This window comes from Nocardia sp. Tas62D01 (assembly GCF_055232035.1).
The window spans coordinates 4,910,132-4,923,651 of the sequence record NZ_JBUYUZ010000001.1 but is presented as its reverse complement, the minus strand read 5'-3'; the positions used below and the strand labels follow the sequence as shown (position 1 = coordinate 4,923,651).

General features: G+C 66.4%; 13 protein-coding genes. 5 read left to right on the top strand and 8 right to left on the bottom strand.

Annotation, left to right across the window (positions count from 1 at the left end; all coding sequences use genetic code 11):
- Positions 1 to 161: 161 nt before the first annotated feature.
- Positions 162 to 1,706 carry an IMP dehydrogenase gene (gene guaB / locus ACV7NQ_RS23095; RefSeq protein ID WP_463361555.1) on the bottom strand — a complete coding sequence of 515 codons (1,545 nt, stop codon included), beginning with the start codon at positions 1,704 to 1,706 and terminating at the stop codon, positions 162 to 164.
- Positions 1,707 to 1,932: 226 nt separating this feature from the next.
- Between guaB and ACV7NQ_RS23090 the strand changes: the two genes are divergently transcribed.
- Positions 1,933 to 2,346: a DUF5319 domain-containing protein gene (locus ACV7NQ_RS23090; RefSeq protein WP_022567296.1), complete on the top strand. Its 414-nt coding sequence runs from the start codon at positions 1,933 to 1,935 to the stop codon at positions 2,344 to 2,346.
- A gap of 141 nt (positions 2,347 to 2,487) precedes the next feature.
- Here ACV7NQ_RS23090 and ACV7NQ_RS23085 read toward each other — a convergent pair whose 3' ends face one another.
- From ACV7NQ_RS23085 to ACV7NQ_RS23075, 3 genes are all read right to left on the bottom strand, one after another.
- Positions 2,488 to 3,606, bottom strand: coding sequence for an anti-sigma-D factor RsdA (locus ACV7NQ_RS23085; RefSeq protein WP_463361554.1), 1,119 nt, complete (start codon positions 3,604 to 3,606; stop codon positions 2,488 to 2,490).
- Entirely contained in the window at positions 3,599 to 4,177 is a 579-nt protein-coding gene (locus tag ACV7NQ_RS23080) for a sigma-70 family RNA polymerase sigma factor (protein WP_463361553.1), read from the bottom strand. Before ACV7NQ_RS23080 ends, ACV7NQ_RS23085 begins: the two co-directional genes overlap by 8 nt.
- A gap of 147 nt (positions 4,178 to 4,324) precedes the next feature.
- On the bottom strand, positions 4,325 to 5,170 hold the full coding sequence (locus ACV7NQ_RS23075) for a hypothetical protein (protein WP_463361552.1): 846 nt from the start codon (positions 5,168 to 5,170) through the stop codon (positions 4,325 to 4,327).
- Between the two features lie 624 nt (positions 5,171 to 5,794).
- Between ACV7NQ_RS23075 and ACV7NQ_RS23070 the strand changes: the two genes are divergently transcribed.
- The 3 genes from ACV7NQ_RS23070 to ACV7NQ_RS23060 all read left to right on the top strand — a co-directional run bounded on the left by ACV7NQ_RS23070 (position 5,795) and on the right by ACV7NQ_RS23060 (position 7,338).
- The gene (locus ACV7NQ_RS23070; RefSeq protein ID WP_040704593.1) at positions 5,795 to 6,088 is read left to right on the top strand and encodes a WhiB family transcriptional regulator; all 294 of its coding nucleotides are present in this window, start codon (positions 5,795 to 5,797) and stop codon (positions 6,086 to 6,088) included.
- 421 nt (positions 6,089 to 6,509) lie between these two features.
- Entirely contained in the window at positions 6,510 to 7,085 is a 576-nt protein-coding gene (locus ACV7NQ_RS23065; protein WP_463361551.1) for a sigma-70 family RNA polymerase sigma factor, read from the top strand.
- Position 7,086: 1 nt separating this feature from the next.
- Positions 7,087 to 7,338: an RskA family anti-sigma factor gene (locus ACV7NQ_RS23060; protein ID WP_463361550.1), complete on the top strand. Its 252-nt coding sequence runs from the start codon at positions 7,087 to 7,089 to the stop codon at positions 7,336 to 7,338.
- A 102-nt stretch (positions 7,339 to 7,440) separates the two neighbouring features.
- Here ACV7NQ_RS23060 and groL read toward each other — a convergent pair whose 3' ends face one another.
- Positions 7,441 to 9,054 carry a chaperonin GroEL gene (groL, locus tag ACV7NQ_RS23055; protein ID WP_463361549.1) on the bottom strand — a complete coding sequence of 538 codons (1,614 nt, stop codon included), beginning with the start codon at positions 9,052 to 9,054 and terminating at the stop codon, positions 7,441 to 7,443.
- A 148-nt stretch (positions 9,055 to 9,202) separates the two neighbouring features.
- Positions 9,203 to 9,502 (bottom strand): co-chaperone GroES, encoded by a 300-nt coding sequence (gene groES, locus ACV7NQ_RS23050; protein WP_014981824.1) that lies wholly within the window; start codon positions 9,500 to 9,502, stop codon positions 9,203 to 9,205.
- Positions 9,503 to 10,179: 677 nt separating this feature from the next.
- On the opposite strand from groES, the gene ACV7NQ_RS23045 reads away from it, so the two are divergent.
- Positions 10,180 to 11,745: an Hsp70 family protein gene (locus ACV7NQ_RS23045; protein ID WP_463361548.1), complete on the top strand. Its 1,566-nt coding sequence runs from the start codon at positions 10,180 to 10,182 to the stop codon at positions 11,743 to 11,745.
- 225 nt (positions 11,746 to 11,970) lie between these two features.
- On the opposite strand, the gene tsaD is transcribed toward ACV7NQ_RS23045, so the two are convergent.
- Both tsaD and rimI read right to left on the bottom strand, forming a co-directional pair.
- The gene (gene tsaD / locus ACV7NQ_RS23040) at positions 11,971 to 13,014 is read right to left on the bottom strand and encodes a tRNA (adenosine(37)-N6)-threonylcarbamoyltransferase complex transferase subunit TsaD (protein WP_463361547.1); all 1,044 of its coding nucleotides are present in this window, start codon (positions 13,012 to 13,014) and stop codon (positions 11,971 to 11,973) included.
- Positions 13,011 to 13,517 carry a ribosomal protein S18-alanine N-acetyltransferase gene (rimI, locus tag ACV7NQ_RS23035; protein WP_463361546.1) on the bottom strand — a complete coding sequence of 169 codons (507 nt, stop codon included), beginning with the start codon at positions 13,515 to 13,517 and terminating at the stop codon, positions 13,011 to 13,013. The genes tsaD and rimI overlap by 4 nt, the downstream gene beginning before the upstream one ends.
- Positions 13,518 to 13,520: the final 3 nt, after the last annotated feature.

The following is a 13,520-nucleotide window of genomic DNA, read 5'->3' as shown; positions in this document are numbered from 1 at the left end:
TCGTAAGACTCGCTCCGTGGTGGTCACCTACGCGGCAACCAGGACTCTGACCTCGCTCAGCCTCGCACTTCGCTCGACCAGTGTGTTCCGTGTCGTGCGGGGATGCGCGTCGGCTCAATCATGCACCGACCGACCGGTCCAGTACACCACCGTCGAGCCGACTAGCCGCGACCAGTGTAGTTGGGGGCTTCGACGGTCATGGTGATGTCGTGCGGGTGGCTCTCCTTGAGGCCCGCCGCGGTGATCTGCACGAACTGGGCTTCCTGCAGGTGCGCGATCGACTGTGATCCGGTGTAACCCATCGCGGCACGCAGGCCGCCGACGAGCTGGTGGATCACCTGGTTGACCGGGCCGCGGAACGGCACCCGACCCTCGATGCCCTCCGGCACCAGCTTGTCCTCGGCGAGCACATCGTCCTGGAAGTAGCGGTCCTTCGAGAAAGACCTCGCCTGCCCACGGCCCCGCATGGCGCCGAGCGAACCCATGCCGCGGTAGCTCTTGAACTGCTTGCCGCCCACCAGGATCAGCTCGCCGGGCGATTCGGTGGTGCCCGCCAGCACCGAGCCGAGCATCACGGTGGACGCGCCCGCCGCGATCGCCTTGGCGATGTCACCGGAGAACTGGATGCCACCGTCGGCGATCACCGGCACACCGCGCGGCTTGCAGACGGCGACGGCCTCGAGGATGGCGGTGATCTGCGGTGCGCCGACGCCGGCGACCACTCGCGTTGTACAGATGGAGCCGGGACCGACACCCACCTTCACCGCGTCCGCGCCCGCCTCGACCAGCGCGGCCGCACCGGCCCTGGTGGCGATGTTGCCGCCGACGATCTGGATGCGGTCGCCGACCTCGGTCTTGACCTTGGTGACCATCTGCAGCACCTGCGCCTGGTGACCGTGCGCGGTGTCGACGATCAGCACGTCCACTCCGGCATCGGCCAGCGTCATGGCACGCGACCAGGCGTCGTCGCCGACACCGATCGCGGCGCCGACCAGCAGCCGGCCGTCGCGGTCCTTCGTGGCGTTCGGGTACTGATCGGTCTTGACGAAGTCCTTGACGGTGATGAGCCCGCGCAGCCGACCCCCGCCATCGACGATCGGCAGCTTCTCGATCTTGTGCCTGCGCAGCAGACCGAGCGCGGCCTCCGCGGTGACGCCCTCCTGCGCGGTGATCAGTGGCGCCCTGGTCATCACATCGGCGACCCGGCGATTCTGGTCCACCTCGAAACGCATATCACGATTGGTGATGATGCCCACAAGTTCGCCGGTCTCGTCCACCACCGGCAGGCCGGAGATGCGGAACCGGGCACACATCGCGTCGACCTCGGCGAGAGTGTCGGTCGGACGGCAGGTCACCGGATCGGTCACCATGCCCGCCTCGGATCGCTTCACGGTCTCGACCTGCGCTGCCTGATCGGCGGCGGCCAGATTACGGTGCAGGACGCCCATGCCGCCCGCCCTGGCCATCGAGATCGCCATCCTGGCTTCGGTGACGGTATCCATCGCGGAACTGACCAGCGGGGTGCGCAGCCGGATCTCCCTGGCTAGTTGGCTGGAGGTCTCCACCGAGCTGGGGATGAGGTCCGAAGCGGCCGGCAGCAACAGCACATCATCGAACGTGAGGCCGAGCATGGCGATCTTGTTCGGATCGTCACCACCCGTATGAGGGCGGACTGCGTCTCGTTCGCCCGGTACGGGATTACTCATTCGGATCGACCCCTCCTGGACATCGAAAACAATCGACGCCGATCGATCGGCGTCGCGCGGAACTGGTGGATTGGACGGTGGCGGCTCGGCCAATGATCTCGGGTACTGACTGGCGCCTGTCACCATGGTATCTGTCCCGCAAACTCGTGGATGAACTGAGCCCACCGGCGAAACTGGCGCGCCGCATAGCTGGCGAAGACCACCCTGTTCTGCGTACCGTGGGGGTGTGCGTGACCATCTACCACCTGGCTTGCCGCCGGATCCGTTCGCCGGAGACCCCTCCGACCCGTCCGCCGCGCTCGACGCCATCGAGCCCGGTGAGCCGCTGGATCCCCACGAGCGCCTTGCGGTCGAGGAGGATCTCGCCGACCTCGCAGTGTATGAGGCACTACTAGCGCACCGCGGTATTCGAGGGCTCGTGGTCAGCTGCGAAGACTGCAGACAAGACCACTACCACGACTGGGACATGCTGCGCGCCAACCTGCTTCAGCTGTTGGTCGACGGCACTGTGCGCCCGCACGAGCCTGCCTACGACCCGACGCCGGAAGCGTATGTCACCTGGGACTATTGCCGTGGCTACGCGGACGCCTCGATGAACGAGGCATTCCACGGCGATGGCTTCGACGGCTTCGACAACTGATACCGGAGCAGCACAAAAGCCGACCGCCGGTCGGCGATCGGTTTGTGCACGCTGATTGGATTTCGCTACACCCCAGCACTTCTCGCGATGGGCGGATAGGTATCCGTCCGCGCTGGCGGCGTTCGGGTGGCGCTGCCGCGCCTAGGTCGCGGGTCTGGATCCGGGCAGTCCCGGCAGTCCCGGCAGTCCAGGCAATCCGCTGGGAACCACGAAGGGACCGGTGTCGCCGCTCGACTGCTGCGAATGTGACGGCGGCGGGCCCGGCACACCGGGCGACTGGACCACCGTTGGCATTGGCACGGTGGTCGGCGTAGCCGTTGTCGGAGGTTGACTCGCGTCGGTCGTGCCCTGCGGTGGAGTCGTCGGCGGCGTCTTGCCCGCTGTAGTGGACTCAGCTGTCGGCGACTTCGTCGACGGTTCCTCCGATGGCACACCAAAGATGGTGGGCACCGGCACACCAAAGATGGTGGGCACCGAGCTATCGCTGGACGGTCTCGGCGTCACCGTGGTGTTTCCGTCTGTCGAACCGGTAGTCGGCGGCTTCGAATCGGAAGGCCGCGGGGTCTGCGTGATCGAATTCGCGATATCGGGTGCGACCTTGCGTAGTTCCGTGAGGACTACATTCCAGCGGTCCGCCAGATCATCCTGCTTCTTGCTGTCGTCGATCTGGGAGACGTTCTGCCGCGCGCCCTCGAGCTTGGCCTTGGCCAGCTCGGGATTGCCTGCGGCCATCAGCTGCTCGGCCGAGGTCAGATCGTCGCTGGCACGTTGCACCACCGTCGTCTGGGCCTGCTCGCTGAACACGACCTCTTTGACCCGCCACAGCGGATCACCCGGCTGGGCGTTGTAAGAGAACGCCGTCATGCCGCCGATCACCAGTGCCAGTGCGGCCGCGGCCCCCATGATGGGTCGAAGCAGCCGTAGTCGCCCACCGGTCTGTGCGCCAATGCGGACCTGCCGGGCACCGATCTCCTGGTTTACCGCGGCGACGATCTCATCGAGGCTCGGTTCCCCCGGCATCGGCTCCGCGACGAGCTCTGACCGCCAGTCGGCCAACAGTGTCACGAGCTGATATTCCTCCGCGCTGTCAGTCCGTACCGGACCGTCGCTGGCGATGGCATCAATCAGCGCATCATCGCGGCGTACCGCGGCAATGTCCACCGGTCCGGTGTCGCCGACGCCATTGGCGTAGGGACCGCTGTTTCGCGATCCAAGCCGCGCCTTCCAGTCGCCCCGACCGCGCTCGCCATCCCTAGCCATACATTTCACCTGCCCTCGCCACTTGTGATTTCAGTTTTGCGAGTGCCCTGTGCTGGGCAACCCGTATCGCGCCCGCCGTACTGCCCACGGCGACCGCGGTTTCTTCCGCTGACAAACCCATGACCAAGCGCAGGATCAAGATCTCTCGATGCTTCTCAGGAAGCGTCGCGAGCAGAGTGTTCATCTGCCTGCTCGTTTCGGATTCGAGAGCTCGTTGTTCCGGACCATGGTCGGTGGATATGACATCTGGTACTTCGGCCATTGCCTCCGCCTTGTTACGGGCGGCATTGCGATGAGCGTCGGCGACCTTGTGCGAAGCGATTCCGTATACGAAGGCCATGAAGGGCCTGCCCTGGTCTTGATACCTGGGCAAGGCGGTCATCACAGCCAGACATACCTCCTGCGCAACGTCGTCCGCAGAGAGTTGTCCTCGCTCCGCGGCGCCGATCCGCGCGCGGCAATAGCGCACCACCAACGGGCGGACCAGTTCGAGTACCTGGGCTAAAGCGGATCTGTCGCCCTGCGCAGCGGCAGTGACGGCGAGGTCCAACTCTTCGCCCATGTTCGTCATCGTCAGAGAAATTCCTGGCGTTACAAGTGGCACGGTCGGTGATGACCAGTGCTTCCGCCGGTGAGGCGGAACGGGTCTAACAATAGCGATACAACACACAGAACCGGGCAACACGGTCACCTCCGGTCCGCATGAGCCGACACCGACCTACCGGAAGCACCCGCCACGTCGAACGATGGTCGCGGCGCACTCGGCGGCTTCCGCCCTGGCACCTGCCGCGAGGGCGGCGCCGGACACGCCCGCGCGCAGCATCGCGCTAGCCCACCGCAACGGCAGCAGCCCGTGCTCGCGGCACTCGGCGGCGACCGTCTCGGCGAGGACTCGCGACCGCTCGGCGTCGCCCGCGGCCGCGGCCGCCGCCGCGACCAACAACCGGGACTTGACCCGATGCCGGATCGACGGCGCCTGTTCGGCCAGCCGCAGCGCGGTCTCGGCATGCGTGCGCGCGGGTTCTGATTGCCCAGCGGCAAGGGCGGTCTCGGCGGAGACCCAGTGCCAGCGGACCAAGGCGCGCCACCGGGACGGTTCGGGGTCGAGCGCGTCGTGCCCGCGCCGCAGCAGCCGGGCGGCCAGCGCGAGCCTGCCGGTGCCGAGCGCGTCGGCGGCGAGACCGGTCAGTGCGTCGCAGACGGCATCGGTGCGGTCCGGGCCGACGCGGCTCGTATCGGGGCGAGTCGGGATGATCAATGCGGCGGCCCGTCCGTCGGCGACCGCGGCGCCGGCATGCCAGCCGAGTTGCCGCAGCAGCGAGCCTTCAGTGCTGGCGGCCAGCGACAACAACACCGGATCGGTCGTGCCAATGCGCAGCGATCGCAGTTCGGCGCGGGCCGCAGCGTAGTGCCCCGCGCCGCCCAGAATCACTGCCCGCTGCCAGGAATCCAGGGCGCTTCGAGGGGCCGGCAACTCGGCAGCGGCCAGGCCGGGGCGGTCGCCGAAGGCCGCGGCGCTGAGCACGTCGGACTCGACATATATAGGGAGAACTGGCACGAACACGGCCGAACTCTATCCTGCGCTCCGCGCGGGGCCGCGCGGCGAGAAACATCCATGACACGCACCGGCAACCACACAGCATTTCTAATGCCGGCGCCATGTTTCCATCAGGTAAATCTCATACCGGCAATCCGCGAGCATGTGCGATGGGAATTCACATGCGTTTCGCGCAATTAACCTCAGCGCCCCGTTTCCGCCATCTGCGATCCGCCCGCCGCCACACACCCGATCGACCCTGTGACGCCCCCCACTTCGGCACAGACCCCCGGACATGGGAAGCCATCCGCCGAAAACGCGTCCACCTGCGGCTACACTCCCAAATTCGACCAGACAGGTCGATACGCCCTACTGATCAACCAAACAGTATCACCGGAAGCAATGCAAAATGTAAACACCGTAGAGGTTAAATTTCGCAGCCTAAGATTTGGAAAGCTGCCGCGTCGAACTATTGACGGAATTTCGCGGCTGGACCTAACGTAACTCATCGCCACGGTCGGCGCCGCGCGAAATTGCAGCGACCACGAAGGGCGAGCCCCCGGGCACGCCGCCGACCCAGCGCCGTGGCCACAACTGTTGCAGAACGACTGCTCGACAACGCTGACGAGCTCGCACCACGAGGAGTTCACCATGCCCATGCCGACCCACCTTCCTGGACCGAACGCCGATGTCTGGGACTGGCAGATGCGAGGGTCCTGCCGCGGGCAGGACTCCGCGGTGTTCTTCCATCCCGACGGTGAACGCGGCCGTGCCCGCACCGCGCGGGAGATGCGCGCCAAGGAGATCTGCCGGAGCTGCCCGGTGCTTATGCAGTGCCGTAGCCATGCGCTGAAAGTCAGCGAGCCCTATGGCATCTGGGGCGGGATGTCGGAAACCGAACGCGAGATGCACGCCAGACGCAACCGCCGCCGAATGGCCGTCTGAACGAATCTCCTCCCATCCGCGCGGCGCGGCGCGCCGAATCCCTAGCAAACAACCGGCCATTCCAACCAACCGGCCAGCGGCGGTGCCGCCGGTCGGGTTCGGAACCCATACCGGCGTGCGGGCTACATGCGGTCACCACCGATATGCCCGCCGCTGCGACGGTCATAAGCCGCGCAGCTGCCGGTCCGGCGTTTCGCGATAGCTATCGGCGTGTCACGGCGTGTCCGCACAGGAAAGCCCGGCGTGTTGAGAGTTTCCGCAAAGTCGCTGGACGGCAGACGGTTTGCCGGATACCCCACCGGAAGGGAGGTTATAGCGCCGCGCTACGGTAGTGACTGATGACACATTATGGAGCGTTGTGACAACGCGGCCGCCAGCCGCAGAGGGCGACTCGTTCCGAAGAGAAGCCATCCCACCTCGTGTGGATTCTGCGGTGTCGGCACGCGCAGCCGAAAGTATGGAGCTCGCCGCCCTTTTGTCTCGATGCGGCCAGTCCGACCAGAAAGCCTTCGCCGAGCTGTACGACCGAACGTGTGCGCGCGTCTTCGGTCTGGTGCTGCGGGTGCTGCACGACCCCGGTTACGCGGAGGAAACCACCCAGGAGGTCTTCCTGCAGATCTGGCGAACCGCAGCGAGTTTCGACCCGACGAAGGGGTCGGCGGTGACGTGGTTGATGACGCTGGCTCACCGGCGGGCGGTCGACCGGGTCCGCGCCGAGCAAGCCCATACCCAGCGAGAAGTCGCTTACGGGATAAGGGTTCTCGGCAACGAGTTCGATGAGGTCACCGAAGAGGTAGAGCGAAGGCTCGAACAACAGGCCGTCCTGGCGGGTCTCGCGACATTGACGCAGACCCAGCGGGAGGCCATCTCGCTCGCCTATTACGGCGGGCGAACCTACGCTGAAGTAGCAAGCTATCTTGGCGTAGGGTTACCGACCGTTAAGTCCCGGATTCGGGATGGACTGACACGACTGAAGAAAAGTTTGGGGGTGACGTGAGATGAACGATGCCCAGATCGATCTCGCGCACACCGTCGCGCTCGGATCGATCGACGACGAAGACCATCACGCGGTACAAGAGCTGTTCGACAGTGAAGACCCAGCCCTATGCGTGGAATTCATTGCCGAAGTGCACGAGACGAAAGAAGCCCTCGCGGCCTTGGCGGAGGCGACGGCGGTCCAGCCGCCCGCCTCGCTGCGAGGTCGATTGCTCACGGCGATCGCCGCCGAGCAACCGCCTGTCGCCTCTTGAATGTTCCCTGTACTTAACTTACAAAATTCATAGTTGTGTTCATAACGTTCATAAGAGAAGGCCCCCGGAATATTCCGGGGGCCTTCTCTTATGGAGCTGAACTCAGTGCGCGTGACCGTGACCGTGACCGTGGTCGTGGGCCTCCCCAGAAGGCTTGTCCACCACGGCGCTCTCGGTGGTGAGGATCATCCGTGCCACCGACGCCGCGTTCACGACGGCGGAGCGGGTCACCTTCACCGGATCCACGACACCGTCGGTGAGCAGGTCACCGTAGGTGAGGGTGGCGGCGTTGAAGCCCTCCTTGCCGTCGGCGACCTTGCCGACCACCACGGCGCCGTCCAGGCCCGCGTTGGTGGCGATCCAGAACAGCGGCGCCGACAGCGCGGTCCGCACCACCTCGACACCGACGGCCTCGTCGCCGGACAGCGAGTCGCGCAGTTCGACGAGCTTGGCGGCCGCATGCACCAGTGCGGAGCCACCGCCGGGCACGATGCCCTCTTCGACCGCGGCCTTGGCCGCGCTGACCGCGTCCTCGACCCGGTACTTGCGCTCCTTGAGCGCGGTCTCGGTGGCCGCGCCGACCTTGATCACCGCGACGCCACCGGAGAGCTTCGCCAGCCGCTCCTCGAGCTTCTCGCGGTCCCAGTCGGAGTCGGTGGCCTCGATCTCGCGACGCAGCTGAGCGCTGCGGGCCGCGATGTCCTCGGCGGTGCCCCCACCGTCGATGATCGTGGTGTCGTCCTTGGTGACGACCACGCGGCGCGCCTTGCCGAGCACCTCGAGGCCCGCCTCACGCAGCGCGATGCCGAGGTCCGGGTTCACCACCGTGCCCGCGGTGACCACGGCCAGGTCGTCGAGGAACGCCTTGCGGCGGTCGCCGAAGAACGGAGCCTTCACCGCGACGGCCTTGATGGTCTTGCGGATGGAGTTGACGACCAGCGTGGACAGCGCCTCACCGTCGACGTCCTCGGCAATGATCAGCACCGGCTTGCCGGACTCGGCGATCTTCTCCAGCAGCGGAAGCAGATCCGGCAGCGAGCTGATCTTCTCCCGGTTCAACAGGATGAAGGCATCCTCGAGCACGGCCTGCTGGCTGTCGGTGTCGGTGACGAAGTACGGCGAGAGGTAGCCCTTGTCGAACTGAACGCCCTCGGTGACAACGAGTTCGGTCTGCAGTGTCGAGGACTCCTCGACGGTGACGACGCCGTCCTTGCCGACGGTGGTCAGCGCCTTGCCGACCATTTCGCCGATCTCCTCGTCGCGCGAGGACACGGTGGCGACCTGGGCGATGGCCTGCTCGCCGGAGACCGGGGTGGCCAGCGCGAGCAGCGCCTCGGACACCGCGTCGGCGGCCTTGGCGATACCGGAGCCGACCGCGATCGGGTTGGCGCCGGCGGCAACGTTTTTCAGGCCGGCGCGAACCAGCGCCTGGGCCAGCACGGTCGCGGTGGTGGTGCCGTCGCCAGCAACATCATTGGTCTTGGTGGCGACGCTCTTGACCAATTGCGCGCCGAGGTTCTCGAAGGGGTCCTCGAGGTCGATCTCGCGCGCGATGGTGACACCGTCGTTGGTCACGGTGGGGCCACCGAAGGCCTTCGCGAGCACGACGTGGCGGCCACGCGGCCCGAGGGTGACCTTCACGGTATCGGCGAGCTTGTCGACGCCGCGTTCCAGAGCCCGGCGAGCCTTCTCGTCGAACTCGATCTGCTTTGCCATATGTCCTTTTCCTTAGGAGTGCAGTTGCTTGGATCGGCTACTGAAACGACACTGCCCCGGCCCCGCTCAGGGGAACCGGGGCAGTGTCGTGACGACTCGATCCCGGCGATGGCCGGGCAGCACGATCAGCAGACCGTGCGGAGCTCGGTCACTTGGTGACGACGGCCAGCACGTCGCGCGCCGACAGGATGAGGTATTCCTCGCCCTGGTACTTGATCTCGGTGCCGCCGTACTTGCTGTAGATGACGGTGTCGCCCTCCTTGACGTCGACAGGGATCCGGTCACCCTTATCGGTGACGCGGCCCTCGCCGACGGCGATGACGGTGCCCTCCTGCGGCTTCTCCTTCGCCGTGTCGGGGATGACCAGGCCGGAGGCCGTCGTCGTCTCGGCCTCGTTGGCCTGGACGAGGATCTTGTCCTCGAGCGGCTTGATGTTCACGCTCGCCACGTTGAGCCCTCCACTTTCAGGGGATATACGGTCGTCCGGAACTGTTGTCCCGGACCATCGGTGTCGTGTTGTTTCGCGCGACCTGCAAGCAGCCGCTAGCGGTCACGATGCTGACCCTGCGCATAGCCCCGTCGTCGCGGGTGCCGGGACACCTGCTCAGTGGTCAAACTGGCACAAGCACTACATACAGTGCCGACTAGCACTCTATACGTGAGAGTGCCAGCGCTCAAGGTTGGGTTGTGCCAATTCTGTCGCCGTGTCGGACCGGTGGCTCGCATCACGCCATGCCGGTGCACCTGAGGGCTTCCCAAGAGATCAGCAAATCTGTAACGTTCGGATAACGGATTGTGACACTATGGACGATGGTCGCTTTCCGCTCGCTGTGTTCATCACGAACCGGCGTCGCCGGGGGCGTACGGAGCGTTACGAAATATCCAGCGGCACAGGGCACACCAAGGCTACGCGGTTGTCCGAGCAGTCACACTACAAGCGTTTCAGGGAACAAGCTTCACCTAGAGGGCAAGACCACACGTGATCCATGGCCGTCCCAGCGACCCATCCGGACAAAACGGGTCGGCCGGATCCGAGGCCGAATCGCTCGCCATCCAAGCGAGAAGTTCGGCAGTCCATTCGAGATGGTCGGCGACACCATGACCATCCGCTCGAAGGGAGGTGACATGCGAACATCACTCGGCATCTCGGCCGGGAACGAGGTCGTTTGCTCGGCGCTGGTCGCGACTGCGTCGAACGGCGCGCAAAACTTCGACTACCGCGTCGTCTCTGCCGACGCGGCCCACTCCGATCTCGGCGATCTGGTGGCGTCCTCGATCGAGCTCATGACGAAACAGCTACCGACCACGCAGCCGCCCCTCGACGTCGTGCATCCCGTCGGCGCGCGGTTGTCGGGCGCGCACTCCATCGGGATCGAATCGGCGTCCAGCCAGCCGCCGACCAGTGTCGCTGTCGCCTACCGCAGCAAGGAACAGGCTCAGCTGATCCGCGCGGCCACCGACAAGCAGCGCGACCTGCGGCTGATCCTGGAGAGCACTGCGGCGCTGACCTACCTGCGCCACACCGGCCTGCTCGACCGCTACGACACTGTCGCCATCATCGATCTCGGCGCGTCCGGACTCACCGTCACCGTCGCCGACCAGGCCGACGGCACCGTCCTTCGGACCGAGCGCACGACCTCGATCAGCGGCAACGCGATCGACGAACTCATCTACGTCCACCTGGTTGACCTGCACTACGCCCGGCGGGGCACCCGACCGAACCGAGGGATGCTGACCAATCGCGGCCGCGCCGCCAAGGAACATCTGTCCATCGCGCCAGCCGTCACCATCGACCACGTCGCCGGTCAGCCGCTGAAGCTGACCAGGGCCGACTTCGATGAGCTGATCACCGACCTGCTGCGGGAGACCGCGGTCTTCGCCGCGTCGGTGTTCGAACGGGCGCACAAATTCCCGCAGGCGGTCGCGGTGATCGGCGGTGGGGCCAATATCCCCGCAGTGGTGTCCACGCTGACCGCCGAGCTCGACGTGCCGGTGCACACCGTCCCCGATCCGGAAGCGGTGATCGCCAAGGGCGCCGCGCTCGTCGCCGACGCGGCGCAGCCCGCGGTGTTCCCGATGGCGGCGCTCGGAGCCGACGCACCGGTCGGCACCTTCACCAAGGTGGTGGGCACGCTGGCCGGCGCGATCGTAGTGGTCGGGCTGATCATCGGCTACGGCGTGAAGACCTTCGCGCCGACCTCCACGGACCAGATCTCCCCCGCGGGCACCACGAACAGCACCCAGCTGCCGAGCTCGCCGGTGGTGCCGACCGGAGCGAGCAGCACCAGCGGCCAGAATCGGGAAAACACCAATCGGCCCAGCGGCGGCGGCATTCCGTCGATCACCCAGGACCGGAGCCAGCCGACCACCCGCACGAGCACCACGCCGGCGCACACCCCGACAACCACGCCCACGCAGCCCACGCTGCGCCCGGATCCGAACCTGCCGCCGATCCCGTTCCCCGAGTTGCTCGGTCCGTTGTTCGGCAATTCGTTCTCACCGCCCGCCGGCTCGTCGACGCCGCCGGATCATGGTCGGACCGGGGCGCAAACCCCGGTGCCGAGCACCACCCCATCGCAGACTCCCTCGGCACCGACCCAGGCGCCCGCGAAATCGCGAGTTCCGCTGTTGCCGAGAGCGAATTCCGGTTCCGCGGACACAAACTCGCCGCAGCAGTTGGGTCACGAGTAGAAGTGGCGCCACGCAGCCTTCGAGCTCGACACAGTAGGCAGCACGACGACGTGGTCGGCTCAGCGCAGTTGTCGGCCCAACACAGCGCAGCGGTCTAGACACGGCGCGGTCCACATACGGCGCAGCGGTCCACACACAGCGCAGCGGTCGGTCCACACACAGCGCAGCGGTCTAGACACGCACGGCAATCAGCTCGAGTACAGCCGACAGACCCAGCGCAGCGACTCAGCCGACCTGGCTGACCGACACTGGCAGGCCGGGATCCGTTGCCACCGTCAGCGGCGAAGGCTGTGCGCCGCCCGCGATTACGTGAGCGCCCAGCGCCGCGATCATCACACCGTTGTCGGTGCACAACCGGGGCTTCGGCACGCGAAGTGTCAATCCCGCAGCCGCACAGCGCTCTTCTGCGAGTGAACGGATGCGCGAGTTGGCCGTGGCGCCGCCGCCGAGGACCAGCGTGTCGACGCCGACATCCTGGGCCGCGCGCACCGCTTTCATGGTGAGCACGTCGGCGACCGACTCCTGAAAGGACGCCGCGATATCGGGGATCGGCAGCTCCGCCGCGGTGAAGCCGTTGCGCTGGGCAGCCTCCACGTAGCGGGCGACGGCCGTCTTCACGCCGGAGAAGGAGAAGTCGTAGCGCGGATCGCGGGGCCCGGTCATGCCACGGGGGAACGCTATCGCCTTCGGATCACCGTTGGCCGCGGCCGCGTCGAGCGCGGGTCCGCCGGGGAAGCCGAGGCCGAGCAGGCGGGCGACCTTGTCGAACGCCTCCCCCGCCGCGTCGTCGACGGTGCTGCCCAGTTCGACGATCGGCGCGGCCAGATCGGTGACGTGCAGCAGGTGCGTATGCCCGCCGGAGACCAGCAGCGCGACGCACGGCGGCATCGGTCCGTGTTCGAGGGTGTCCACCGCGACATGTCCGCCGAGATGGTTCAGCGCGTAGAACGGCACATCCCACGCTGCCGCATAGGCTTTCGCGGCGGCGACACCGACCAGCAGTGCACCGGCCAGTCCCGGCCCGATGGTCACGGCCAGCGCGTCGGGCTTGGCGATACCCGCGGCCGCGAGCGCGCGACGCATCGCGGGCACGATGGCCTCCAGGTGCGCGCGTGAGGCGATCTCCGGGACCACGCCGCCGAAGCGGGCATGCTGCTCGACACTCGAGGCCACCTCGTCGGCGAGCAGTTCGCAGGTGTCATCGACGTGCCAGCGCACGATGCCGACTCCCGTTTCGTCACAAGAGCTTTCGATGCCCATGACGATCACGACAGCACCTCCCGAGCCACATCCCACGCCGCGACTGCCCCGGTCAGCGCGGGCCTGCGCATGGTGTACGCGTCGGCGCCACTCGGGTGGTAGTAGTTCTTGCGCAGCCCGATGATGTGGAAGCCGTGCTTGGCGTACATCGCGATCGCCGGAGCGTTGTCGGTGCGCACCTCCAGAAACACCGGCCCGCCGCGCTTGCCCGCCTCGGCCAGCAGGGCCTCCAGCAGCAGGGTGCCGATGCCCGCGCGATGGCAGTGCGGATCAACGCCGATGGTATGCACCTCGGCCTCGGGGTGTTCGTCATCACCGAGCAGCGCGACACCCGCGTAGCCGACCATTCGCCCGTCGTCGTCGCGAGCGACGATGTACCGGTTGTGCGGCGCGGCCAGCTCCGACCGGAACGACACAGCCTGCCACGGATCGTCCTCGGGGAACAGCAGTTGCTCGAGTTCGACGCAGCGCTCGATGTCCGGGCCGTCCATCGGCTCGATTCGGATCGACACCAG